General features: G+C 62.1%; 21 protein-coding genes and 1 pseudogene. 14 read left to right on the top strand and 8 right to left on the bottom strand.

Features of this window, described 5'->3' with window-relative positions:
- Positions 1-72 precede the first annotated feature (72 nt).
- The 3 genes from galE to mscL form a co-directional block, all read right to left on the bottom strand.
- The gene (galE, locus tag C5L10_RS30620; protein WP_105432774.1) at positions 73-1107 is read right to left on the bottom strand and encodes a UDP-glucose 4-epimerase GalE; all 1035 of its coding nucleotides are present in this window, start codon (positions 1105-1107) and stop codon (positions 73-75) included.
- Between the two features lie 159 nt (positions 1108-1266).
- Positions 1267-2436 carry a pyridoxal phosphate-dependent aminotransferase gene (locus C5L10_RS30615; protein WP_105432773.1) on the bottom strand — a complete coding sequence of 390 codons (1170 nt, stop codon included), beginning with the start codon at positions 2434-2436 and terminating at the stop codon, positions 1267-1269.
- Between the two features lie 117 nt (positions 2437-2553).
- The gene (gene mscL, locus C5L10_RS30610) at positions 2554-2979 is read right to left on the bottom strand and encodes a large conductance mechanosensitive channel protein MscL (protein ID WP_105432798.1); all 426 of its coding nucleotides are present in this window, start codon (positions 2977-2979) and stop codon (positions 2554-2556) included.
- 195 nt (positions 2980-3174) lie between these two features.
- Between mscL and C5L10_RS30605 the strand changes: the two genes are divergently transcribed.
- Positions 3175-6690: a PAS domain-containing hybrid sensor histidine kinase/response regulator gene (locus C5L10_RS30605; RefSeq protein WP_105432772.1), complete on the top strand. Its 3516-nt coding sequence runs from the start codon at positions 3175-3177 to the stop codon at positions 6688-6690.
- Positions 6691-6886: 196 nt separating this feature from the next.
- Positions 6887-8122, top strand: a complete 1236-nt coding sequence (locus C5L10_RS30600) for an OpgC family protein (RefSeq protein WP_105432771.1) — start codon at positions 6887-6889, stop codon at positions 8120-8122.
- Between the two features lie 69 nt (positions 8123-8191).
- On the opposite strand, the gene C5L10_RS30595 is transcribed toward C5L10_RS30600, so the two are convergent.
- Positions 8192-9724 carry a UxaA family hydrolase gene (locus C5L10_RS30595; RefSeq protein WP_105432770.1) on the bottom strand — a complete coding sequence of 511 codons (1533 nt, stop codon included), beginning with the start codon at positions 9722-9724 and terminating at the stop codon, positions 8192-8194.
- 33 nt (positions 9725-9757) lie between these two features.
- Positions 9758-10459, bottom strand: a complete 702-nt coding sequence (locus C5L10_RS30590; RefSeq protein ID WP_105432769.1) for a FadR/GntR family transcriptional regulator — start codon at positions 10457-10459, stop codon at positions 9758-9760.
- Between the two features lie 295 nt (positions 10460-10754).
- On the opposite strand from C5L10_RS30590, the gene C5L10_RS30585 reads away from it, so the two are divergent.
- From C5L10_RS30585 to C5L10_RS30545, 9 genes are all read left to right on the top strand, one after another.
- Positions 10755-12305, top strand: coding sequence for a sugar ABC transporter ATP-binding protein (locus C5L10_RS30585; RefSeq protein WP_105432797.1), 1551 nt, complete (start codon positions 10755-10757; stop codon positions 12303-12305).
- Positions 12306-12314: 9 nt separating this feature from the next.
- Complete coding sequence (locus C5L10_RS30580) at positions 12315-13343, top strand: ABC transporter permease (protein WP_105432768.1); 1029 nt, start codon at positions 12315-12317, stop codon at positions 13341-13343.
- 98 nt (positions 13344-13441) lie between these two features.
- On the top strand, positions 13442-14383 hold the full coding sequence (locus C5L10_RS30575) for an ABC transporter substrate-binding protein (RefSeq protein WP_105432767.1): 942 nt from the start codon (positions 13442-13444) through the stop codon (positions 14381-14383).
- 75 nt (positions 14384-14458) lie between these two features.
- Positions 14459-15472, top strand: coding sequence for an aldo/keto reductase (locus C5L10_RS30570; protein WP_105432766.1), 1014 nt, complete (start codon positions 14459-14461; stop codon positions 15470-15472).
- 3 nt (positions 15473-15475) lie between these two features.
- The gene (locus tag C5L10_RS30565) at positions 15476-16294 is read left to right on the top strand and encodes an amidohydrolase (RefSeq protein WP_105432765.1); all 819 of its coding nucleotides are present in this window, start codon (positions 15476-15478) and stop codon (positions 16292-16294) included.
- A gap of 4 nt (positions 16295-16298) precedes the next feature.
- A complete protein-coding gene (locus C5L10_RS30560) occupies positions 16299-17306 on the top strand; it encodes a zinc-binding alcohol dehydrogenase family protein (RefSeq protein WP_105432764.1) in 1008 nt (335 codons plus the stop codon).
- A gap of 11 nt (positions 17307-17317) precedes the next feature.
- Positions 17318-17647: an L-rhamnose mutarotase gene (locus C5L10_RS30555; RefSeq protein WP_105432763.1), complete on the top strand. Its 330-nt coding sequence runs from the start codon at positions 17318-17320 to the stop codon at positions 17645-17647.
- A 66-nt stretch (positions 17648-17713) separates the two neighbouring features.
- Complete coding sequence (locus C5L10_RS30550) at positions 17714-18448, top strand: SDR family oxidoreductase (RefSeq protein WP_105432762.1); 735 nt, start codon at positions 17714-17716, stop codon at positions 18446-18448.
- Positions 18449-18465: 17 nt separating this feature from the next.
- Positions 18466-19743, top strand: a complete 1278-nt coding sequence (locus C5L10_RS30545; RefSeq protein ID WP_105432761.1) for an L-fuconate dehydratase — start codon at positions 18466-18468, stop codon at positions 19741-19743.
- A 30-nt stretch (positions 19744-19773) separates the two neighbouring features.
- Here C5L10_RS30545 and C5L10_RS30540 read toward each other — a convergent pair whose 3' ends face one another.
- A complete protein-coding gene (locus C5L10_RS30540) occupies positions 19774-21183 on the bottom strand; it encodes a mannitol dehydrogenase family protein (RefSeq protein WP_105432760.1) in 1410 nt (469 codons plus the stop codon).
- Positions 21184-21412: 229 nt separating this feature from the next.
- Here C5L10_RS30540 and C5L10_RS30535 point away from each other — a divergent pair, with 229 nt between their 5' ends.
- The 3 genes from C5L10_RS30535 (at position 21413) to C5L10_RS30525 (ending at position 25216) form a co-directional block, all read left to right on the top strand.
- Positions 21413-22696, top strand: coding sequence for a cystathionine gamma-synthase family protein (locus C5L10_RS30535; RefSeq protein WP_105432759.1), 1284 nt, complete (start codon positions 21413-21415; stop codon positions 22694-22696).
- A gap of 1504 nt (positions 22697-24200) precedes the next feature.
- Positions 24201-24464, top strand: coding sequence for a hypothetical protein (locus C5L10_RS30530; protein ID WP_172717272.1), 264 nt, complete (start codon positions 24201-24203; stop codon positions 24462-24464).
- A gap of 104 nt (positions 24465-24568) precedes the next feature.
- Positions 24569-25216 (top strand): imm11 family protein, encoded by a 648-nt coding sequence (locus C5L10_RS30525; protein WP_105432757.1) that lies wholly within the window; start codon positions 24569-24571, stop codon positions 25214-25216.
- 24 nt (positions 25217-25240) lie between these two features.
- On the opposite strand, the gene C5L10_RS30520 is transcribed toward C5L10_RS30525, so the two are convergent.
- Together C5L10_RS30520 and C5L10_RS30515 are read right to left on the bottom strand one after the other, a co-directional pair.
- Positions 25241-25426, bottom strand: coding sequence for a hypothetical protein (locus C5L10_RS30520; protein ID WP_105432756.1), 186 nt, complete (start codon positions 25424-25426; stop codon positions 25241-25243).
- Positions 25427-25534: 108 nt separating this feature from the next.
- Positions 25535-26178: pseudogene (locus C5L10_RS30515) on the bottom strand (calcium-binding protein); the annotation flags it as partial.

Genomic DNA, 26178 nt, shown 5'->3' with positions numbered 1-26178 from the left:
CCGGCGGATTGGGTTTGCCCGCTCCAGTCAAACCCAGGAAGGCCAAGAATGTTCCATGAATGTCCGAACCGACTAGAAGCGTGCCGACGCCAGCCTGCTCTGCAGCGATTTGAGGTCTTCGGCCTTGCGGGAAGCCAGGCCCTTCTCCCATGAGATCGCGGTCTCGACGATAAGATCGAGATCGTCGTGGCGCGGTTTCCAGTCAAGCAACCGGCGGGCGAGCGTCGAATTGGCAACCACGCTTGCCGCGTCGCCCGGCCGGCGGGGTCCATAGCGGATTTCGAACTTGCGGCCGCCCACCCGCATCACCGCGTCTAGAACCTCCAGGACCGAATAGCCGCGGCCATAACCGCAATTGGCGATCACAGGCTCGCCGCCGCGACGCAGGTAGCTCAACGCCTTCAGATGCGCGTCCACGAGGTCGGTGACATGGATATAGTCGCGGATGCCGGTACCATCGGGTGTCGAATAATCGGTCCCGTAGACATCCACCCCACGGCGCTTGCCCAGTTCCGCCTCGCAGGCGATCTTGATCAGGTGGGTCGCGCCTTCGGTCGACAGTCCGGTGCGGCCGAGCGGATCGGCCCCGGCAACGTTGAAATAACGCAGCGCCACGAAACGGAAATCATGCGCCGCGGCGGCGTCGCGCAGCATCATCTCCGACATCAGCTTCGACTGGCCATAGGGGTTCTTGGGGTGCAGGTCGGCGTTTTCGAAGACGGGGGTGTCGTCTTTCTGGTCTCCATAAACGGCAGCCGTCGAAGAGAAGACAAAATGACGAATACCGGCGGCGATCGCGGCGGCGGCCAGCAGCCGGGTATTGCCGGTGTTGTTCTCGTAATAATCCAGCGGGTTGGCGACCGATTGCGGCACCACGATCGATCCCGCGAAATGCAGGATCGCGTTGATGTCGTTTTCCGCAAAGATCTGCGAGAGGACGGCACGGTCGCCGACGTCGCCGAGATAGAAGCGCGCCTCGGCCGGCACGGCCCAGCGAAAACCGGTCGAGAGCCGGTCGAGAACGACAACTTGCTCGCCCGCGTCGAGCAAAGCCCAGGCCATGTGGCTGCCGATGTAACCCGCGCCGCCTGTTACCAGAACTGCCATGTCTATACTTCCCTGCTTTCTTATCGTTGGCAGGACAAAAACACGGGCCGTCTTCAACAATGCTTACCCGACGCTGATTGCGCCGGGTTTATCTCGGGTCAGGGCAAAGAAACTCTTTAGCAAATCGCTCGAATTTTAGCGTTTGCGTGCCGGATCGGATCAGAGACGTTTGATATAATCCGAGAGGCGGCCGGCAGCCTCTTCGATCTGCTTTGGATCGCGCAGGAAACAGGCGCGCAGGAAAAGCTCGCCCCCCTTGCCGAAAGCCGAACCGGGGGCCAGCGCCACGCCGATCTTGTCGACGATATCGAGCGCCGCACTGCGGCTGTCGGTGATGCCGTCCACCTTGACGAAAGCGTAAAGCGCGCCGTCGGGCTTCAGGGTCTCGACCCGGTTGGTGGCAATCAGCGCGTCGCAGAGGATGTCGCGGGCCGTGGTCGCCCGCGCGATATTGGCGTTCACGAAGTCGTCGCCCTGGTCGAGCGCCACCACGGCGCCGCGCTGCAGGAACTGTGCCACGCCGGAATTGGAATACTGCACCAGGTTTTCGATCACCTGTCCCATTTCCGGCGGAGCGACGATCCAGCCGACCCGCCAGCCGGTCATCGACCAGTTCTTGGAGAAGGAATTGGCGAAGATGATCCGGTCGCCTTCCTCCATGATGTCGAGGAAGGACGGAGCCCTTGCAGCGCCGCCGTAATAATACCGGGCATAGATCTCGTCGGCGACGATCCAGATGCCATGCTTGCGGGCGAGCGCCAGGATGTTCTTCAGGTCGTCAAGCGTCGCTGTCCAGCCGGTCGGGTTGGCCGGGGTGTTGATGAACAGGCCCCTGGTCTTCGGGGTGATCTTCGCCTCCAGCTTGGAAAGATCGAGCGACCAGCGGCCACCCACGAAATCGAGCGGCAGGCCGATGGAATGGGCGCCGGAGATCTCGATCGCCGAGATGATGTTCGGCCAGGTCGGCGACAGGTAGATCATCTCGTCGCCGGGAGACGTCACCGCCTGCACCGCCAGCATGATCGCGTGCATGCCCGAACCGGTGACGTAAAAATGCTCGACCGACAGCGAGACGGAGAAATGCCGCGCGTAATAGTTCGACAGCGCCTGGCGCAGCTCGGGAATGCCGCGCTGCCAGGTGTAGAAGGTCTCGCCGCCCAAAAGCGCCTCGGTTGCGGCGCGGTTGATGAAATCGGGGCTCGGCAGGTCGCCCTCACCGGCCCAGAGCGGGATCAATCCCTCCCGCCCGCGGGCGTAGTTGAGGACCTCGACAATGCCGCTTTCGGGCGCTGCGACGGCACGGGGGCTGAGACTGGAGATGATCGACATGGAATTCCCTCAAGGCGGTTTCCCACATCATTAGCGCAGGAAAGCCGCGGAATCCCATGATAATCCGTGACGCGGAGATCGATTCTGCTGATGAATCCTTGACGCGTGATCAAAAGATCACTTCGATTTCAGGAGGTCGCGGATTTCGGTCAAAAGCTGGATGTCGGCCGGCGGCGGAGCCGGCTTTTCATCGGCCGGCTTCTTTTCGTCGGCAAGACGCATCCGGTTCACCGCCTTCACCATCAGGAAGATGATCCAGGCGAGGAGCAGGAAGTTGATCATCACCGTTATGAAGCTGCCATAGGCAAAGACCGCGCCCTGCTTGCGTGCCTCTTCAAGGGCGGGGGCGTTGACGGCGTTCGAAAGCGGCAGGAAGTAGTTCGAAAAATCGAAGCCGCCGCCGGTGATCGCGCCAACGACCGGCATGACGAGGTCGTTCACCAGTGAATTGACGATGCCCGTGAAGGCGCCGCCGATGATAATGCCGACAGCGAGGTCGACGACATTGCCCTTGGCAATAAAGGAACGGAATTCGCTGACCATTGACATCGCCAATATCCCCCATGGCATTCAGGTTTCGGTAGGCCGCAACATAGCGCTTTCTGGGGACGTGAAAAGATGGCGTCAGGCGAAGGCCTAACGATCGTCTATTGGACTTTTTGCCGAGAGGCCTCCTGATTTCCAAGCGCATGCTTTTCCCCTAATGTTTTACGCTCTAGGGCTTTTTGCGGAGGAGCAATGCTTCCTGGCTGGGTCATTTTCGTTTCGGCTTTCGCCTACGTCCTGCTGCTGTTTGCGGTGGCGAGTTACGGCGACCGGCGGAGCCGTGTCTTCGGCGTGCCGAAGAACGGCCGGCCGATCGTCTATGCGCTGAGCCTTGCGATCTACTGCACCTCCTGGACCTATTTCGGCGGCGTCGGGCTTGCCTCGCAAAGGGGCCTGGAATTCACCGGCATCTATATCGGCCCGATCCTCGCCTTCACGCTCGGCATGCCGATCATCCGGCGCATCGTCGAGCTCGCCAAGGCCGAGAAGCTGACGTCGGTCGCCGATTTCATCGCCGCCCGCTACGGCAAGAACTCCACCGTCGCGATGATCGTCGCGATCATCGCGCTCGTCGGCGCCGTCCCCTATATCGCGCTGCAGCTGAAGGCGGTGTCGAGTTCGGTGGCGGCCATGGTCAACCCTTCGGATTACGGCATCGGCAGCGGCAATCTCTACTTCATCGACCTGGCCCTGATCGTCACGCTGATGATGGCCTGTTTCGCGGTCATCTTCGGCACCCGCCACACGGATGCGACGGAACACCAGGACGGGCTGATCCTTGCGGTGGCGATGGAATCGGTGGTCAAGCTGCTCGCCTTTGCGACGGTCGGTTTTTCGGTCTTCTTCATTCTCTTCGACGGGCCGGCCGACCTGCTGGCCAAGGCATCGGAAAACATGCTCGTCGGTTCGGCGCTCGCCTATGAGACGCCGATCAGCCGCTGGCTGATCCTGATCGCACTGTCGGCGTTCGCAATCATCATGCTGCCGCGGCAGTTCCACGTGACCGTGGTCGAGAACCGCACCAGCAAGGAACGCAAGGTGGCCGGCGCGCTTCTGCCGCTCTACCTCATCGCCATCAATATCTTCGTGCTGCCGGTCGCGATGGCCGGGCTGATCACTTTCGGCGGCACCGGCGACGCCGACCTCTACGTGCTGACACTGCCGCTTGCAGGCGAACTCAAGGTCGTTTCGTTGATCGCCTTCATCGGCGGCTTTTCCGCCGCCACTGCCATGGTGATCGTCGAATCCGTGGCGCTTTCGATCATGGTATCGAACGACATCATCATCCCGATCTTCCTCAGGCAACGGCTGATGGCCGCCCGCTCCGGCCAGCGCACCGACTTTACCCGTACGTTGCTGCACATCCGCCGCGTCGCGATCTTCGGCGTGCTCATCCTCGGTTATGCCTATTACCGCATGGCCGACAGTCAGTCCGGGCTTGCCTCGATCGGGCTGCTGGCGTTCGCGGCGATCGCCCAGGTGGCTCCCGCCCTCCTCGGCGGCCTCGTGTGGCGCCGTGCCAATGCCCGCGGCGCGATCCTCGGCATGTCCTTCGGCTTCCTCGCCTGGGCCTATCTGCTGTTCGTGCCGAGCCTCGGCGGCCCGGACAATTCCCATGTGGCGACGGCTGTCCTCAATTTTCTGTTCCCCGGCACCGGCATATTCTCCGGGCCACAGACGGACTCGCTGGTCAATGCGACAATCTTCAGCCTGACGCTCAACATGCTCGCCTTCGTGCTCGGGTCGCTGTCGCGCAATCCGCGGCCGGTCGAGCGCATCCAGGCCGGCATCTTCGTCAAAAGGCATCTGCGCTCGCAATTTGCAACGCGCGGCTGGAAGACCCGGGTCGGCGTCGGCGACCTGAAGACGGCGATCGCCCGGTATCTCGGAGAGGAACGCATGCGGCGCTCCTTTTCCAACTACGAGAAGACGGCCGGCCGCAAATTCGCCGACGACCAGCCCGCCGACATGGCGATGATCCATTTTTCCGAACAGCTGCTCGGCAGCGCGATCGGCTCGTCCTCTGCCCGGCTTGTTCTGTCGCTGATCCTGCAGAAGGCCGAGGACACCAATTCCGACACCGCCTGGCTGCTCGACCAGGCAAGCGAGGCGCTGCAATATAACCAGGACATGCTGCAGACGGCGCTGTCACAGATGGACCAGGGTATTGCCGTCTTCGACAGTTCCGAACGGCTGACCATCTGGAACCGCCGCTTCCGCAATCTCCTGGATCTGCCCGAACAGGTCGGCCAGGTCGGTTTTCCGCTGGCCGACATGGTCGCCATCCTTTCGGAACGCGGCGATATCGCGGCAGTCGACCAGACGGAGGTGATCCGCCAGTTCCAGACGCTCGACGCCCCCTTCTCGCTGGTGCTCAACGGTGGTTCGCGGATCATCGAGGTTCGCTCCAATGCCATGCCCGACAAGGGCATCGTCGCGACCTTTACCGACGTTTCCGAGCGGGTCGCGGCCGACCAGGCGCTGAAACAGGCAAACGAGACGCTCGAACAGCGGGTCGGCCAACGTACCGCCGAGCTCACCCGCGTCAACAAGGAGCTTGCCGAGGCCCAGGCATCCGCCGACGAGGCCAATATCGGCAAGACCCGGTTCTTCGCGGCCGCCGGCCACGACATCCTGCAGCCGCTCAATGCCGCCCGGCTTTATTCCTCGGCACTGGTGGAGCGGCTCGGCGCCTCCGACAACAACGGCTCGCTGGTTCGCAATATCGATTCGGCGCTCGAATCGGTCGAGGCGATCCTCGGCGCGGTTCTCGACATCTCCAGGCTCGATACGGGAGCCATGAAGCCGCGTTTCACCTCGGTGCCGCTCGACGATCTTCTGAAACGCATCGAGACCGACTACGCACCGATGGCCCGCGAGAAGGACCTGAAATTCGTCGTCATGCCGACATCGCTGAAGGTCCGCTCCGACGCCAACCTGCTGCGCCGGCTGGTGCAGAACCTCGTCTCCAACGCGATCAAATACACGATCGACGGCAAGGTGCTGATCGGCACCCGCCGGCGGGGCGACCAGGTGGTCATCGAAGTGCTCGATTCCGGTATCGGCATTCCGTCCTCCAAGTTCCGCACCGTGTTCAAGGAATTCGCCCGGCTGGACGAGGGTGCCAAGACCGCGGCCGGTCTCGGTCTCGGCCTGTCGATCGTCGACCGCATTTCGCGGGTGCTCAACCATCCGGTCCAGCTCGCCTCCACGCCCGGTCGAGGCACCGCCTTCCGGGTGCAGGTGCCGATGGACCTGACCGCATCGCAGACAACCCACGGCGCCGACCAGTTGGAGCGCCGCAAGCGCTCGCAGCCGCTGAACGGGCTGCGGGTGCTGTGCATCGACAACGAGCCACGGATCCTCGAGGGCATGGCGCTGCTGATCACCGGCTGGGGCTGCACCGTCGGCCAGGCGGATTCGCTGGCGGCACTCGACGACATCATTGAGCGCCGCGAACCGCCGCCGGAAATCATCATCGCCGACTATCATCTCGACGACGGCAACGGCATCGAGGCTGTTCTCAAGCTCCGCCAGAAGTACCAGGCGGACATCCCCGCGCTGATCATTACCGCCGACCGCACGCCCGAAGTCCGCGCCGAAGCGGAGCGTCACGACATCGGCGTTCAGCACAAGCCGGTGAAGCCCGCCGCCATGCGGGCCTACCTCACACAGGTTGCAGGGCTGAAGCGCGTCGCGGCGGAATAGTGTGAACCTCACCCAACCCAGCGTTCATCGCGGAGTCATCACGGACTGTTTACAGTAGATCAGGTCTAAACGCTCAAAAAGGGCTGGAACTGTCCGGCTTTTTACCGCGTTTAGCCGCGTACATCCTGGCCCGCAGAGGCCTTACGGACCGAAAGGCGAAAGCTGTCGGGACCGGCAAAGACGGAGACCGCGACCGATGAAACGCTTTGATATTATTGATGGTATGCGAGGATATTTCCTCGTTTTCATGGTGCTGAACCATCTGATCTTTGCCGGCGGCTATTTTCTAGTGAAGATCAACCACAATCAGCTCGCCTTCGTTGAAGACGCCCAGGGCTTCGTTTTCCTGTCCGGTCTGCTGATCGGCATGGTCTATGCCAAGAAGATGCTGAAGAACGGGTATGCGGCCGGACGGACGGCCATTTACAACCGGGCGTTCGAGCTCTATCGTTATGCGATGGGCATCGTGCTGGTTGTGCTGGTCGCGCAGATGCTCCTGCCCGGCGCCTATTCGATCTGGTTCAATTGGCTGGGTTACACGACCTTCGACGACCCGCTGCGTCTGGCAGCGATCGCGACGTTCCTCTACCAGCCGACCTTCATGGACATCCTGCCCCAGTATATCGTCTACATGCTCTTCGCGCCGATGCTGGTAAAGCTCGTGCTGGAGGACAAGTGGCATTACGTGGTGGCTGGTTCAGTGATCCTATGGATGGCAGCCCAGCTTGGCCTGCAGCAGATCGCCACGACACCGCTCAACGACATGGTCATGGGTGCCGACGACCAGGGTATCCGCGTGTCGTTCAACCTGCTCGGCTGGCAGGTCGTGTTCTATTCGGGCCTCGTGCTCGGGGCGCTTACCTCGTCCGGCAGGATCAAGTGGAGCAATATCCTGTCGCCGGACAATACCTTCATCCCGAAGCTGGCGCTGCTGATGGTTCTCTTCTTCCTGCCGCTGCGCCTGATCACCGCGCATGAGCTGATGCCGCCGCACATGATCGGCAAGTTCGCCTCCATGGAGATCCGCGCCGATTTCGGCCCGGTCTATCTCCTGAACTTCGCAGCCGTCGCCATGCTCGTCACCTGGCTGATCGTGGCCGGCCCGAAACACAAGGCCGAATGGGTGCGCCGCATCGCCGGTGCCATCACCTGGGTGTTCTCGATCAAGTACCTGCAGCTTCTCGGCCGCCACTCGCTCTACGTCTATGTGTGGCACGTGGCGATCGTCTATTTCGTCTACTATTTCGACGGACGGACGCCGGAGCTCGACGAGTTCACCAAGACGGCGATTGCGCTGGTCTCGATCGCGCTGCTGTCGTTGCCGGCCCTGTGGCGCGAACGCGACAAGCTGTTCGGCACGGCGCAACCGGCGCCGGTCAAGGTGCAGCAGCCGGCAAATCCCGGCGCACCGCAGCAGATGGTCATTCGGTAAACCGCTGCAGGCAAAAATAAGGGCAGTGGCTCAGGCCACTGCCCTTAGAAATTTCGGCGAGGGGAATTTTTACGTTACTGCCCCGACCTGCCATGGCACGAATTCGTTGTCGCCATAGTCGTAAATCTCGCTGAGCGTCTTTTTGCCCGAGGCGACCGCGATCACATCCTCGAAAATCCGCAGTCCCGCCTGCTCAATCGTCTCCTCGCCGGTGACGATGCCGCCGCAGTTCAGGTCCATGTCTTCCTTCATGTGCTCGTACATTTCGGAATTGGTGGCGATCTTGATGCAGGGCGACGGCTTGAAGCCCGAAACCGAGCCGCGGCCGGTGGTGAAACAGATGACGTTGCAGCCGCCCGCGACCTGCCCGGTCACCGCGACCGGATCGTAGCCGGGCGTATCCATGAACACGAACCCCGGTTCCGTCACCGTCTCGGCGAACTCGTAGACCGCCTTCAACGGCATCGAACCGCCCTTGGCGACCGCGCCGAGCGACTTTTCCAGGATCGTGGTCAGGCCGCCGAGCTTGTTGCCGTGGGATGGATTGTTGTTCAGCTCGTCGCCGTTGCGGGCGGTATAATCGCGCCACCAGTCAATCCGCTGCAGAAGTTTTTGGGCCACGTCCGGCGTCACCGCGCGGCGGGTGAGCAGATGTTCGGCGCCGTAGATCTCCGGCGTTTCCGACAGCACCGTCGTGCCGCCGTTGCGAACGATCAGGTCCGAGGCGTAACCAAGCGCCGGATTGGCGGAAATCCCGGAATAACCGTCCGAGCCGCCGCATTCGAGCGCCAGTTTCAGTTTCGACAGCGGCTGCGGCGTGCGCGTCGCGGAATTCACGCCGGGCAGCATTTCCTTGATGATCGCAATTGCCGCATCGATGGTCTTGCGGGTGCCGCCATGCTGCTGGATGTTCATGGTCCGCAGCCGTTCGCCCTCTTCCATGCGGTAATGTTCGAGGATCGGGGCGATCTGGTTGGTTTCGCAGCCGAGGCCGATCATCAGGATGCCGCCGAAATTCGGATGCCGGGCATATCCCTGGATGGTGCGGATCAGCAGCCGGTAACCCTCCGACTTGTTGTTGAGCGCACAGCCGCCGCCATGGGTGAGCGCCACGACGCCATCGATATTGTCGAAACCGTCCAACCCACCCAGGCGGTTGAAATAGTCGGCGATGTAGCGGGACACCGTGGCGGAACAATTCACCGACGAAATGACGCCGATATAGTTGCGGGTGCCGGCGCCGCCGAGGCCCCGGTCGTAACCCATGAAGGTATGCCGCTCGGCTTCCGGCAGCATGCCCTTTTCTTCGATATCGACGCTGAACTGGTGCTCGTGTTCCGAGGGCAGCATGGCAAGGTTATGCAGGTGCACATGGCTGCCGGGGGCGATGTCCTGCGTTGCGACGCCGATCACCTGACCGTATTTCTTCACCTCGCCGCCGTTGGGTATTGCCCTGATCGCCACCTTGTGGCCGCGGCCGATCAGCTCGCGGGCAGCAAGGTCGCCGAAACCGGTCGGGGCGCCGGCCTGCATCGACCGCCGCGCGACACCCACGTCGTCGACCGGGTTCAAGATGATGATGGGTGAAGCCGCAAAATCCATTTTTTGTTTCCTCCCGAAACAGCCACAGGAATATCACCGTGTCTCGTGGTTCATCCAGCGCTGTTTCGATTCCTCCAGATGGGCATGCATCATCGCCTGGGCGAGAAGCGGGTTGCGTGTTTCCAGCGCCGCATAGATCGCCTCGTGTTCGGCCAGAGCAGCGCCCCAGGTCTGCGGGGTCTCGAACCGCACCCGGATCTGCGCCGACATCGGGCTGTGGCGCTCGTCGAACAGGTCGCCGACGATATGCGCCAGCACCGAATTGCCCGACTGGCTGGCGATGGTCAGATGGAAAAGCCGGTCGAGGTCGAGCGCCTTGCGCCCTTCGGCGATTTCCGTGCGCATCTGGTCGAGCGTCTGGCGCAGCGATCGCAATGTCTCCGGCGTGACCCTTGCCGCTGCAAGCAGGATGACCGCGCCTTCGACGGCGGCTCTTGCCTGCATCAGCTCAAGCGGGCTTTCGCCCATGGAGCCGCTTTGCCATGGCCGGCGGTCCGGCTCTGCCGTCACGTAGATGCCCGACCCCATTCGAATTTCGACGCTTCCGTCGATCTCAAGCGCGATCAGCGCTTCGCGCAAGGACGGACGCGAGACGCCAAGCTGTTGGGCAAGCTCCCGCTCGGCCGGCAGGCGTGCGCCGGCCGGAAACTGGCCGCCCTGGATCAGCACCCGGATCTGATCGGCGATCTGCTGATACAGCCGCCGCGGTTCTGCCGTCTTGATGGGTCCGTTCATGAATTCGATCGTCCTGACAATGTGGCCTTACCATATCAGCAGGCGCGAGGAGAGCAACAATGAAATTTCCGTCGTTGATTTCTAACGACTTTAATCCCTTTTCCCTCCTGTGCCTTTCGCCGTCAGGGGTCTGCCGTTGCATTCTGAAAAAATTGGCTTGACCACTTCCGCCCTCAGGTTTACCCATTATCAACGCCGGAGGGAGGAGCCGCCGGCGAATGGGCCTGACCGGCCCGGGGAGGCAAATGTGGAAAACCGTCCGGCCGAGCTTGGGCAGACTATGCATGGCGCCGCCATGCTGCCGGGCCGTGCCGCATCGGCTTCGACAACCCAGCCGCTGCTCCGCCTCGACAATATCAGCAAGGACTTCCCAGGCGTCAAAGCGCTTGCCAACGTCCATTTCGACCTCCGCCGCGGTGAAGTTCATGCGGTCTGCGGCGAAAACGGCGCGGGCAAATCGACGCTGATGAAGATCGTCAGCGGCGTCTACCAGCCGAGCGCCGGCACGATCACCTACAAGGGCGAGGAACGGCATTTCTCCTCGACGCGGGAATCGGAAGCCGCCGGTATCGCCATCATCCACCAGGAACTCAACCTCGTGCCGCACCTGACGGTGGCGGAAAACATCTATCTTGCCCGCGAGCCGCGCCGCGGTTTCCTCGCAGGACGCTTTCTCGTCGACCGCAAGACGCTGCGCGCCGACGCCAAGCGCTGCCTCGACCGGCTCGGGGTCGACATCAATCCGGATCGTCCGGTTAGGGGTCTGTCCGTCGCCCAGTGCCAGATGGTCGAAATCGCCAAGGCGCTGTCGCTCGACGCCGAAGTGCTGATCATGGACGAACCGACGTCCTCGCTGACCGAGCAGGAGACGCAGCTGCTGTTCAAGGTCATCCGCGATCTCAAGGCGGGGGGCGTCGGCATCGTCTATATCTCGCACAGGCTGGACGAAATGTCCGAGATCGTCGACCGCGTCACGGTGCTGCGCGACGGCCGCTACATCTCCACCGACGATTTTGCCGCCACCAGCATCGACGCGATCGTCTCCAAAATGGTCGGCCGGTCGCTGGAGGAGAAGTTTCCGGAGCGGACCTCGGTTCCGGGCGACGAGGTCATCTTCTCGGCACAGGGCCTTTCGCGCGCCGGCGTCTTCCGTGACATTTCCTTCACGCTGCGCCGCGGCGAAATCCTCGGCTTTGCCGGCCTGATGGGTGCCGGGCGCACGGAAGTGGCGCGCGCTATCTTCGGCGCCGATCCGCTCGATACCGGCACGGTCACCCTGCATGGCCATACGCTCACCATCACCTCGCCGCGCGATGCGATCGCCGCCGGCATCGCCTATCTGTCCGAGGACCGCAAGGCGCAGGGGCTGGCGGTCAAGATGCCCGTCGACGCCAACATGACGCTCGCCAACATGGAGGCGGTCTCGAACCGCTTCGGCCTGATCGACTTTGCCAAGCATGCCCGCGCGACGAAAGAGTACATCGACCTCCTGAACATCCGCACGCCCTCGATCAAGCAGCCGGTGCGGCTGCTTTCGGGCGGCAACCAGCAGAAGATCATCATCGGCAAATGGCTGTTCCGGAAGTCGAAGATGCTGTTCTTCGACGAACCGACCCGGGGCATCGACGTGGGCGCCAAGCTGGCGATCTACCGGATCATGGACGAGCTTGCGGCAAACGGCATCGGCGTCGTGCTGATCAGTTCCGAGCTTCCGGAAATTCTCGGCATGACCGACCGCGTCGCCGTCTTCCACCAGGGCCGCATCACCGGCGTGCTGGAGACTGCGAAAACCGATCAGGAAGAGATCATGCGATACGCCTCCGGCTACGCTCGGTCGGCAGGATGAGGGCATTACATGGCTGACATTACCGAAATTACCAAACAGAAGAGCGGCACGTTCAGCGACCGCCAGAAGGATATCATCCAGAAATTCGCCGCGCTCGGCAGCCTGTTCGTGCTGATCGGGGTGTTTTCGGCGACCAGCAGCGCCTTCTTCACCATCGACAACGGCATGACGGTCGCGCTGCAGGTGACCTCGATCGCCTTTCTCGGCATCGGCGCCACCTGCGTCATCATCACCGGCGGCATCGACCTGTCGGTCGGCTCGGTCCTGGCGCTTTCCGGGGTGGTCGCGGCGCTGGCGGTCAAGGATTTCGGAACGCCCGTCTGGCTTGGCATGATCTGCGGCATTCTTACCGGCTCGGCCTGCGGTTACGTCAACGGCATTCTCGTCACCAAGATGAAGCTGCCGCCGTTCATCGCGACACTCGGGATGATGCTGATCGCCCGCGGCGTGGCGCTGCAGATCACCGGTGCGCGGGCCGTCTCGGGGCTTGGCGAATCCTTCGGCGAGCTCGGCAATGGTTCGCTCTTCCGGGTCGTCACCATCGGCAACGACGGCTTCCCGACCATCGTTTTCCCCGGCATCCCCTACCCGGTCATCCTGATGATCGCGATCGCGATCGCCGTCTCCTACATGCTCAACCGCTCGGTGCTCGGCCGGCATATCTATGCGGTCGGCTCGAATGCCGATGCGGCGCGGCTTTCCGGCGTCAATGTCGCCCGCATCGTCAGCTTCACCTATGTTCTCTCCGGCACGCTCGCCGGCCTGACCGGCTGCGTGCTGATGTCGCGCCTCGTCACCGCCCAGCCGAACGAGGGCGTGATGTACGAGCTCGACGCGATCGCCAGCGCCGTCATCGGCGGCACCTCGCTGATCGGCGGCGTCGGCACGATTTCTGGAACCGCGATCGGCGCCTTCGTGATCGGCATCCTTCGCAACGGCCTCAACATGAACGGCGTCTCCGCCTTCACGCAGCAGATCATCATCGGCCTCGTCATTCTGGTCACCGTCTGGATCGACCAGCTGCGCAACCGCCGCTGAGATAAGGGCACGCGGACCTTTACCCGCGGGACGTCAAGGGAGTGAGGAGCTCTCTAGAAAAACCGGCCGTTTCAGGCCAACGAAAAGAGGAGGAAGACATGAAAAAGCTTGCTGCCGCACTGCTGACATCCGTGATCGCACTGACTGCGTTCTCGGCTCAGGCCGGCGAAATCGCCGTCATCGTGAAGACCGTCAATTCCACCTTCTGGCAGAATGTCCAGAAGGGTGCCGATGCCGCCATAAAGGCCGGCGGAGGCAGCAACACCATGACCTTCCAGGGACCGGCTGCGGAATCCGCGATCGCCGACCAGGTCAACATGGTCGAGAACGCCGTCAACCGCAAGGTTTCCGGCATCGTCCTGGCGCCGTCCGATCCGGACGCGCTGGTTCCGGCCGTCAAGAAGGCCTGGGAAGCCCGCATTCCGGTTATCATCGTCGACTCGCTGCTCGCCAAGGGATCCGAGCAGTATTACCAGTCGTTCCTCGCCACCGACAACAAGAAGGCCGGCGAGCTTGCCGCCAAGGCGCTGATCGACAAGGTCGGCAAGGAAGGCAAGATCGCGGTGATGTCCTACGTGGCGGGTGCCGGCTCCGAAATCGGCCGCGTCGGCGGATTTACCGACTATATCAAGGCGAACTCGAAGCTGACCATCGTCGGACCGTTCTACTCGCAGTCCCAGATGGCGACCGCGCTCAACCAGACGACCGACGTGCTTGCCGCCAATTCCGACCTCAAGGGCATTTTCGGCGCCAACGAGCCGACGGCGATCGGCATGGGCCGCGCGCTGAAACAGTCCGGCAAGGCCGGCAAAGTGGTTGCGATCGGGTTTGACGGAAACCAGGACCTGCAGGAATTCGTCAAGGACGGGACGCTTTCCGCCATCGCGGTACAGGGCTCCTTCCAGATGGGCGAACTCGGCGTCAAGACCGTGCTCCAGTCGATCAACAAGGAGAAGGTCGAAAAGTTCGTCGATACCGGTGTCGTCGTCGTCACCAAGGACAATATCGACAAGCCGGAAGCCAAGAACGTTCTCTACTAACCTTACCCCCCAGCGGGCGCGCATCGCGAATGATGCGCGTCCGTGATCCTATTCCAAAGGACTTCGGACGATCCCATGAATGTCACTGAGCGCCGCAAGCTGCCCCACGCCTCCGTCGAATTGACCCAAATGGGGCTCGGCTGCGCGCAGATGGGCAGTCTCTACCACAAGACCTCTTACGAGGAATCCGCCGGCGCTTTTGGAGCCGCCTGGGAGGCCGGCATCCGCTATTACGATACGGCGCCCTTCTACGGATACACCCGCTCGGAGCGGCGGCTCGGCACCATGCTGACGGACCTGCCGCGCAGCGACTTCGTGCTCAGCACCAAGGTCGGCCGGCTGATGCAGCCGGACGAGACGGTCGGTTCGCAGGAAGACGGATATGTCGAGCCGCTGCCCTTCCGGCCGGTCTTCGACTACAGCTACGACGGCATCATGTGGTCCTTCGAGGCAAGCCAGCAGCGGCTCGGCATCCTCAAGCCCGATATTCTCTATATCCACGACATCGGCAGCATGACCCATGGCGACCGCCATCAACACTACTGGTACCAGCTGACCGCCGGCGGCGGCTTTCGCGCGCTGAAAAAGCTGCGTGAGGAAGGACTTACCAAGGCGGTCGGCCTCGGCGTCAACGAATGGGAGATCATCCGCGACGCGATGCAGGTCTTCGATATCGACGTCGCCATGCTCGCCGGCCGTTATACGCTGCTCGAACAGCAGAGCCTCTCCTTCATGGACGACTGCGCCAGCCAGGGGGTCGGCATCGTGGTGGCCGGGCCGTTCAATTCCGGCCTGCTCGCCGGCAACCGCAAATTCAACTATGCGGACGCGCCGGCCGATATCCTCGCCCGCGTCGACGTGTTGCGGGCGGCCTGCGAGGAAGAGGGCGTCAGCCTGCAGGCGGCGGCATTACAGTTTCCGCTGGCCCATCCGGCCGTGGTGACGGTCGTCTCCGGCGCACGCACCGCCGAACAGATCAGGGCGAATGTCGACTGGTTCGGAGAAGAAATCCCCGCCTCCTTCTGGTCCCGCCTGAAAGCCCGCGGGCTGATCGCCGATGGCGCACCGCTGCCCGGCCAGGAGGGCTGAACCATGCGGGTCGACGCGCATCAGCATTTCTGGCGGATCGCGGACCGGACCGGACAATGGCCGCCGGCCGAGCTTCAGGCGATTCATCGGGACTTCCTGCCCGGCGATATGCGTCCGCTTCTTAAGGTCGCCGGCATCGACGGTACGGTGCTGGTGCAGACCATGGAGAGCGAAGCGGACACCGCTTTCATGCTCGATCTCGCCGACAGCACGCCTTTCATCCTCGGCGTGGTCGGCTGGACCGACATGAAAGCGCCGGGCGCGCCGGCCACCATAGCCCGACTGGCCCGGCATCCGAAGCTCAAAGGGCTGCGGCCGATGCTGCAGGATATCGCCGACGACCACTGGATCGGCGATCCGGCGCTCGACGCCGCTGTTGCCGCCATGCGCGAGCACCATCTGGTCTTCGATGCGCTGGTGCTGCCGCGCCATCTCGAACCGCTGCTCGCCTTCGCCCGGCGACACCCCGGTCTGCCGATCGTGATCGACCATGGCGCCAAGCCGCCGATCTCTGAAGGCCGTTTCATCGACTGGTATGCGCGCATAAAAGTGCTCGCCGAACTGCCGAACGTTCATTGCAAGCTGTCCGGCCTGCTGACCGAGGCGGGCGACCAGAAGCCCCAGGCGGTGCGGCCCTATGCCGAAACCATTTTCGACCTGTTCGGCCGGGAACGGGTCATCTGGGGCAGCGACTGGCCGGTGCTGAGGCTTGCCGGAGATTACCAGGCCTGGCTGGACCAATGCCTCGATATCGTGCCCGCCGACGCTCATGGCGAGGTCTTCGGCGGCAATGCCCAGCGTTTCTATCGACTCGGAGCGTAAGAACATGCTGACTATCATCTGCGACGAACCAGGCAAACTCAGCGCCATCGACCGTCCCAAGCCTCTTCGCGGTGAAGGCGAAGTGCTGGTGAAGCTGCAGCGCATCGGCGTCTGCGGCACCGACCTGCATATCTTCACCGGCAACCAGCCCTATCTGTCCTATCCGCGCGTCATGGGTCACGAGCTCGCCGGCACGGTCGAGGAAGCACCGGCCGGCAGTACGCTTGCGGTCGGCGATACCGTCTCAGTCATGCCCTACATCTCCTGCGGCCACTGCCATGCCTGCCTCAAGGGCCGGACCAATTGCTGCCGCAACCTCGGCGTCCTCGGCGTGCATCGCGACGGCGGCATGACCGAATATCTGAGCCTGCCGGAAGCATTCGTGATGAAGGCCGACGGGCTTTCGCTCGACCAGGCGGCAATGGTGGAATTTCTGGCAATCGGTGCCCATGCGGTTGCCCGCGCCCGGATCGAGCCGGGACAGAGCGTTCTGGTCACCGGCGCGGGGCCGATCGGGCTGGCGGTCGCAATCTTCGCGACGCTCGAGGGCGCTGCGGTGGCGCTTCTCGACAGTCGTGGCGACCGGCTGGACTTCGCCCGCCAGCAGCTTGGGCTCGCCTCCACGGTTCAACTTGGTCCGGACGACCAGGGGCAGCTTTCGGCGCTGACCGGCGGCGACTTCTTCGATGCTGTCTTCGATGCGACCGGCAATCCGAAAGCGATTGAACGCGGATTCGGTTTCGTCGCCCATGGCGGCACCTACGTGCTGGTCTCGATCGTTTCGAGCGACATCACCTTTTCCGATCCGGAATTCCACAAGCGCGAAACGACGCTGCTGGGCAGCCGCAATGCGACGGCCGTGGATTTCGAGCGGGTGATGCAGGCCATGCGCGAGGGCAGGATCCCCGCAGCCCTCATCACCCATAGAATGATGCTGTCAGAGGTACCGGAACGCTTTTCGGGACTGACCGATCCGGCGGCCGGGGTCGTCAAGGCGCTGGTGGAAGTCTGAAGGAGGCGAAGATGCAGCGAATGGGCATGGTGATCGGCATCGAGCCGCAGATGATCGCGGAATACAAGCGCCTGCACGCGGCCGTCTGGCCGGACGTGCTCGCCCTCATCAGCCGCGCCAATATCAGGAACTATACGATCTTCCTGCGCGAGCCGGAAAACCTGCTGTTCGGCACCTGGGAATATCACGGCAGCGATTTCGAAGCCGATATGGCGAAAATAGCCGCCGACCCTAAAAATCAGGAGTGGTGGTCTCTCACCATCCCTTGCCAGAAGCCGCTCGACAGCCGCAAGGAAGGCGAGTGGTGGGCGATGATGGAAGAGGTCTTTCATCATGATTGAGGATTTCCTCAATCAGACTGACGGCCGGCCAAAACGGTATGAGAACCGGCAATTCGAGGATAAGACATGACGATCAGACTTGATGGAAAAACCGCATTGGTGACGGCCGCAGGCCAGGGCATCGGCCGGGCGGCGGCGCTCGCCTTTGCAGAAGCCGGCGCGACCGTCCATGCGACCGATATCAACGAAAGCTTGCTGGCTGCCTTGCCGAAACTCGACAACCTGACGACGGCGAGGCTCGACGTGCTGGACAACGCGGCGATCGTCGCCTGTGTCGAGCGCATCGGCACGGTCGACATCCTCTTCAACTGCGCCGGCTTCGTCCATGGGGGCTCGATCCTCGAGATGAAGGACAGCGACTTCGACTTCGCCCTCGACCTCAACGTCAGGGCGATGATCCGCACCATCCGGGCGGTGCTGCCCGGCATGCTTGCGAAGAAGGACGGCGCGATCATCAACATGTCGTCGGTTGCTTCCAGCATCAAGGGCGTGCCCAACCGCTTCGCCTATGGCGTTACCAAGGCCGCCGTGATCGGGCTCACCAAATCCGTCGCCGCCGATTATGTGACCGACGGCATCCGCTGTAACGCCATCTGCCCCGGCACCGTCGAAAGCCCTTCGCTGCAGGACCGCATGCGGGCCCAGGGCAATTACGACGAGGCCCGCGCCGCCTTCATCGCCCGCCAGCCGATGGGCAGGCTCGGCACTCCGGAAGAAATCGCCGAGCTCGCCCTCTACCTCGCCGGCGCCACCTATACGTCAGGCCAGGCTTACGCCATCGACGGCGGCTGGACCATCTGAGGCAATACGAGAGAACCATGACCCGCATCACCGATCTCCGCGTCTTCGATCTTCGTTTCCCCACATCGCAGAGCCTCGACGGCTCCGACGCGATGAACCCGGACCCGGATTATTCGGCGGCCTATGTCATCCTTGATACCGATAGCGGAGATCTTGCCGGCCACGGCCTGACCTTCACGATCGGGCGAGGCAACGACATCTGCTGCATGGCGATCAAGGCGATGCGGCATCTGGTGGTTGGACAGGAACTTGAAAGCTTCGCCACGGCGCCCGGAAAGTTCTGGCGGCATCTGACCAGCGACAGCCAGCTGCGCTGGATCGGGCCGGACAAGGGCGCCATCCACCTCGCCACCGGCGCAATCGTCAACGCCTTCTGGGATCTGCTCGCCAAGCAGAAGGGCAAGCCGGTCTGGCAACTGGTTGCAGAGATGTCGGCCGAGGAGATCGCCGATATCGTCGACTACCGTTACCTGACCGACGTGCTGTCGCGCGAGGATGCGCTGGCGATCCTGAACCGGGCGGAAGTGGGCAAGGCGGAGCGCATCGAGGTGCTGAAGCGCGAGGGGTATGCCTGTTACACGACGTCGGCCGGCTGGCTCGGGTATCCGGAAGAGAAGCTGCGCCGGCTGTGCAGGCAGGCCGTCGATGCGGGTTTCAACCATGTGAAGATGAAGGTCGGCCGCGATCTCGAAGATGATATCAGGCGCCTGACGATCGCCCGTGAGGTGATCGGCCCCGATCGCTTCCTGATGATCGACGCAAACCAGGTCTGGGAGGTTGGCCAGGCGATCGACTGGGTCAACAAACTCGCCTTTGCAAAACCCTTCTTCATTGAGGAGCCGACCAGCCCGGACGACATTGCCGGGCACCGCAAGATCCGCAATGGCATTCACCCGGTAAAGGTCGCGACCGGCGAGATGTGCCAGAACCGCATCATGTTCAAGCAGTTCATCGCAGAAGGCGCGATCGACATCGTCCAGATCGATTCATGCCGCATGGGCGGTCTGAACGAGGTGCTTGCAGTGCTGCTGGTCGCGGCGAAATACGGCCTTCCGGTCTGGCCGCATGCGGGTGGCGTCGGCCTGTGCGAATATGTGCAGCATCTGTCGATGATCGACTACATCGCTGTTTCCGGTACCAAGGAAGGCCGGGTGATCGAATATGTCGACCACCTGCACGAGCATTTCGTCGAGCCCTGCATCATCGAGAACGCGGCTTATATGCCGCCGGTGCGGCCTGGTTTCTCGATCGAGATGAAACCGCAATCGATCGCTGATTACACCTTCAAGGGCTGATACACGAGCTCGCCCACGAGGATGCCGGCATCAGCCGGCATTCAGTTTTTCAAGCTCCGCGTTCACCTGCGCGCGCCATGCGCTATTTTCCGTGAGAGCCTGGGGGAACAGGCCCGGAAGCGCGAAGAAGGGTGCTGACGGATCGTCCGCCGTCATCCTGGCGGCGGCAGCCTTCAGCTCAGCCGCGCGCGGATCGTTGATTTCCGCAGTCTTGCGCGCATAGGCGATCCAGAGCGCCACAACGTAAGCCGCAGACGACGCATCTCCACCTTTCGCCAGCGCTTCCACCGCGCCTGCGAAGATGCGCTGCGGCAGTTTCTGGGTGCCGTCCATGGCGATCTGCTGCGTCTTGTGGGCGATCGTCGGGTTCTCGAAACGCTCGATCAGCTGGTCCATGTAACCGCCGAGATCGATGCCCGGCACCGGATCGAGCGTCTTCACCGCCTCCGCCATGTGGCGGCGCACCAGTGCCCGGTATTCCGGCACGGCCATGACGTCGCGGACGAATGTGAGGTCCTTCAACTGGCCGAGATAGGCGACCAGGGAATGGGAACCGTTGAGCAGCCGCAGCTTCATCTTCTCATAGGGCTCGACATCGTCGACAAAAAGCGCGCCGCCGGCTTCCCACCTGGGCCGGCCGGCGAGGAAATGGTCCTCGATCACCCATTGCATGAAGGGTTCCGTGCCGAGCGCCAGCCTGTCTTCGGCGCCGATCAGCGTTGCAGCAAGCTCCCGCGTCTCGTCGGTGGCAGCCGGCACGATGCGGTCGACCATGCTGGACGGAAAGGCGCCGTGGCCGGCGATCCAGTTGGCGAGCGCCGGGTCCCGGGCGCCGGCCAGTTCGATCACCAGCCGCCGCACGATGCGGCCGTTGGTCGGAAGGTTGTCGCAGCAAAGCACGGTAAAAGGCGGCAGGCCCGCGGCATGGCGGCGCGAAAGGCCTTCGACCAGATAACCGATCACGCCTTTTGGCGAACTGGGATTGGCAAGATCGGCCTGGACGGAGGGATGGGTGCGGTCGAGCCCACCGGATACCGGATCGATGCCATAGGCCTTTTCGGTGACGGTGATGGTGACGATCCCGATTGCCGGATCGGCCATCAGCGCCAGGATCTCCGCCTGGTCCTCGACGCCCGACAGGCCTTTTGCGACCGAGCCGACGACCTGGGCGCTGTCGCCTGCGGCGCTGCGGGTAACCACCGAATAAAGCCCATCCTGCGCCGCAAGATCCTGGACAATATCGATCGAGCGTAAGCTGACGCCGACAATACCCCAGTCGCCGAACTCCGCGGCCAGCGCGGCATCCGTATAGACCGCCTGATGGGCACGGTGGAATGCGCCAAGCCCGATATGCAGAATGCCGGGCTTCAGAAGAGCCCGGTCGAAACCGGGTCCGGCGACATGGGGGGCAAGTGCGGTGGAGGCGGAAAGGCGTGGCATTCTTTGATCATGATGCCCTGAAATACTCGCGGGCATCCTCCCTTATTGACGCAAGCAGTGATAGCCTTGCCGAAGCGCACGGGTCAACGACAGACTTGGGACGTTCGCAGCCGCATCACCCGATCCCGCACAGACCATCCGGCTTTCGCAGGTACCGCCCCTTGGCGGCGGCTTTTCCGATATTATCTCCGGTCATGGCATCCGCTTTTTTCAGACCAGGAGACCGATCATGACCGCCCCGCATCCCTCCAAGACGCATATCGGCAATCACAAGCTCCATCCCGAAACGCAGATGCTGAACTACGGCTACGACCCGGAGCTTTCCGAGGGTGCGGTCAAGCCGCCGGTCTTCCTCACCTCCACCTTCGTATTCAAGTCCGCCGAGGAGGGCCGCGATTTCTTCGACTTCGTTTCCGGCCGCCGCGAGCCGCCGGCTGGCACCGGGGCGGGGCTGGTCTATTCGCGCTTCAACCATCCCAACAGCGAGATCGTCGAGGACCGGCTGGCGGTCTACGAGCGCACCGAGAGCTGCGTGCTGTTTTCCTCCGGCATGTCGGCAATCGCCACGACGCTGATGACGTTCGTGCGCCCTGGCGACAGCGTGCTGCATTCGCAGCCGCTTTATGGCGGGACCGAAACCCTGCTTTCGAAAACCTTCTTCAACATGGGGGTTGCGGCGGTAGGGTTCGCGGACGGGGTCAACGAGCAGTCGGTGACGGCGGCGGCCGAAGAAGCGATGGGCAAGGGCCGCGTCTCGGTGATCCTGATCGAGACGCCGGCGAACCCGACCAACAGCTTGGTGGACGTGGCGATGATCCGGCGAGTGGCCGAGGCGATCGGCGAAAAACAGGGTCATCGTCCGGTGATCGCCTGCGACAACACGCTGCTCGGCCCGGTCTTCCAGCGGCCGATCGAGCACGGGGCGGATATCTCGCTCTATTCGCTGACCAAATATGTCGGCGGCCATTCGGACCTGATCGCCGGCGCCGCACTCGGCTCCAAGGCGGTGATGAAACAGGTGAAGGCGCTGCGCGGGGCGATCGGCACGCAGCTCGACCCGCATTCCTGCTGGATGCTCGGGCGCAGCCTGGAAACACTGTCGATCCGCATGGAGAAGGCCAATACCAACGCGCTCGCCGTCGCCGACTTCCTGCGCGGGCACCCGAATGTCGAGAACATCCACTACCTGCCCTATCACGACCCGGCATCGCCGGTCGGACAAGTGTTTGCGGCGCAGTGCACGGGCGGCGGCTCGACCTTCTCCTTCGACATCAGGGGCGGCCAGCCCGCTTCATTCCGTTTCTTGAACGCGCTGCAGATCTTCAAGCTGGCGGTGAGCCTCGGGGGCACGGAATCGCTTGCCAGCCACCCGGCGACCATGACCCATTCCGGCGTGCCGGCCGAGGTGCGCTTAAGGATCGGGGTGCTCGATTCGACCATCCGCCTGTCGATCGGCATCGAGCATCCCGACGACCTGATCGCCGACTTGACGATCGCGCTCGACAAGGCGTGACAGCGGATGGTCGCGCCTGGAGCCGGCCGGCATCGGGGCCGTCACTCGCCTGGGCCTCCGTCCTACCGCCCTATTTCGGCTCGTCGTCATCCTCGCAGCCGAGCCACCTCATACCCGCCAGCACTTTCTGACGCGCACCGAGGGCCTATACAGGGCGGAAAGACCTCGTGGTAACGCAGCTTGGCGATTTGCTCTTCCGCGAAGAACCCTCTGCAGGTCTGGCCCCGGCGGCGGCAAGAACGGTCACAGGCCTCCCGAAGCCGAGATAGGTCGTGAAATACTGGGCGAGTTTCTGAAGCTCTCACGGGATTTCCGGCGTTTCGACAACGCGTTGAACGCGTCCCAGGTCAATCCGGGCAGGTAGGGTTACTTGTCCTCTTCCTCGAAGAGGCGTTAGCACTCTAACGGTTGGCGTTCGGTGACCACAGCCCTCGCGCAGCAGTGGAGATACAGGAGCCGATCGACGACTGTTGGCTACCTCGGCGGCACCGCGAGCCGCAAAGGGCTGCCGAGGCGACCGCCTTCATTGCACGGCGGGACGCTGTATTGGCTACTTGTTCCAGAACTTCGCCGCCGACTAGGCCGGCGAAGCAGCGCCGTCGACCACTGGAGACTTCATCAGCGGCCATAGGCGCCGATCGCCCTTGCCGAGCCTCTGGGAAGAACATTTGCCGATGCAAGGGCCTGCGCCGGTCCGCCGTGGTGCAGGCCCCCAACCCGACGCAGAACAAACAGGTTCAAAAAGAAGAGGGCTCGCCCGTTTTTCCCGTTCGAGCCCTCAACAGTCTCTTGGCGGCGGGAACATCGCAGATAACCTGAGATACGTCATCCCCCGTTCAGGTTACGCCAAATGACGTAATCTCGCTCGCCGGCATGCGGGCTGATATTCACGGTAGTTGCATACCCCCTGCTTCTTTCGGTGACTGCAGAGACGAACGTGGCGCTAACCAGTCTCTTGGCGAAGATGACCTTCACATCGTGAGCCACACAGGAATATAGGAATAGGTTGTGCGAGCAGAGAGATTGCGTCTGATTATCGGTGGGTACGGCGTTTTCGGTGGCCGCCTGACGGAACTGTTGTCCAATATCCCGGAGATCGATCTTCTAATCTGCGGTCGCGACCTTAACCGCGCCGAAGCGTTCTGCGCCCGTTACAAGGGTCAGGCTCGGGTTCACTATCCATGCCGGCAGTTAATGCCGCGGGACCGCATGAAGGTCAATTGGCCTTCTTGCCGGCGATGTGCGTTACGGACCTGAAGATCCTGAGTAGTCCGGCGCCTTATCCATGCGAGCTCCGGTGAGCAACGGGGGTATGGTATGCCGGCGGCGCCGCACGCGCATTCGTGTGTTCCGGTGAATGGCTTTGTTGGGTGAGACGAGCATACCCACCCGGCGTCGCGGCAGTCTTTGCCTGTCAGCATGACCCCCAACCCTATGGTCTTGCACAGGATAGTTTAAGGATGGCAGTTTTACTGCCCGTCGGATGTCGACGCAAGAGGTTGCAATGTCAGGGATTTTTAAGTCAATGAAGCGTGTGCTGACGGGGCGGGTAGTCCAGCGCACGGACCTTCATATCATGAACGGCACGTGCGCGATTTCCTTTCGCATGAAACGTGATAGCGAAGACGCCTATGTCGTGCTCGCGTGTACCTCTGCCGGCAACCGGCAGTATTACCCCTTCGAGAGGAGTGAATTCGAGAGCTTTGTCGCCGCTGCTATCGAAATCAAAGACGCGCTAGATTCCGGCATAGCTCAGGATCAGGTCTAGACGCAGCACCTTCCGGGAAGCGTCCATCGGCGCCGCGGAGACATTCTTTCAGCGTCCAGCTAGACTAGGCTGAAGTCAGGCACGCAGACCACTGGAAGGCAAACATGTCCAACGTCGTATCGCTCAGGCCAAAGCGCGTGCGCGCACCAAAGCGTATAGGCGCATATTTCCAACTAGGGCCAACTTACTCAGGCGGCTCTCATGGCCTTGAACTCGAGAACAGAGATAAGCTTATCACCCCTCCACGTGTACTGCTCGGACCGGGATCGGGCCAAAAATATGGCTTTCCAGCGTTTCCGGAGATTCCGAGATTCCGACCCGAAAAGAATGGATATGATCGCCCACCAAAGGACCTTGAAGAGTTTAATTTCTATTGGATTATCTCGCAACGCTTCAGGGAGGTGCTGGAGAAAATCGACGCAGCCGGTGTTTCATTTGCCGATTGCGAAGTTTTTCACATCAGCGGAAGACCGGTCGAGCCGAAACACTACCTGTGTGATGTTATCAGGGAAGTCGACGCACTCGACGAGACGGCCTCTAAAGTAGGATATGAGGTCATCGAAGACGTGAGATACTACACTCTGGCGGGCGACCCTGAAGTCTCGTTTAAGCGGGAAGCGTTGGGAGACGCTCACATCTTCCGACAGAAAGACATGCCCGGCGTATTCTGCGATGCGCTTTTGAAACAGGCGATCGTAGACGCGGGAATCAAAAAACCCCTCCACTTCCGGGACGTGTCGATACGCGCGTGACTGCGGATCTCAAGCTCCGTATCCTCAACCCGCGGCCTCTTCCTTTCCTTCTGCGGCCCACCGGACCTGAATGCCGCGGTAGATCTCCGGCCGATGCTCCATGCAGAACCAGTCGGTCTTCGACTTATCGCGCTCGAAGCCGAGGCCTCCCCACTGTTTGCAGTCGGGATATTCGCACCGGTGCTCGAAACGCACCGGGCGCGGAGGCATGGGTCGCCGTCCGTCGTCCGGGGACGCAGGTCAAGGCACGCTGTCGGACAATAGAACTTCGCGCCACTCTTCCCCGACAGGCGTCCCGCGGGGAAGTCCGAGCGAAGATCATGTGAACTGGAAATCCCCCGACTGAAGGCTTGACAAGAGCACGTTCTGCAGCGTGATTGTATTGTTCGCATCGGCCATAATGAGCGTATCGCCGCCAGATTGGTTGGATGCGGCGAGAAGCGACGCCCAATCGGCAAAGATGCTGTCATCGATCTTGATCGTGTCGTGCGCCGTGCCGGTTGCCACGAAATTTGTGATCGTATCGTGGCCCCAGTCTGGCAGATACACGAAGAAGTCTGCGGCCCCTCCACCAGTGAGAGTATCGTTGCCTGCGCCACCCGTTAGCGTGTTGGAGCCCGCACCGCCGACGATGAGATTGTCCAGCTCGTTACCGATACCCGTGAATGCTGCCTTGCCCGTATAGATGAGGTTTTCCACATCACCGATGGTGCCCAATGTGTAACTGGCAAGAGAAACCCGCACGGTATCGATGCCGTCATCAGCGTTTTCGGTGACGACGTCGCCGGCGTTGTCGATCACATAGGTGTCGTCGCCGCTGCCGCCGATCAGCGTATCGGCGCCGGCTCCGCCGTTCAGCGTGTCATTGCCCGCCCCACCGGCGATCGTGTTGGCGGCACCATTGCCGGTGCCCGAGAAATTGCCGGTGCCGGTGTAGGTGAGGTTCTCGATATTCGCCAATG

Origin of the sequence: Neorhizobium sp. T6_25, from assembly GCF_002968555.1 — a bacterium.
GTDB lineage: Bacteria > Pseudomonadota > Alphaproteobacteria > Rhizobiales > Rhizobiaceae > Neorhizobium.
The sequence above is the reverse complement of the archived record's forward strand: the minus strand, read 5'-3'. Positions and strand labels throughout refer to the sequence as shown.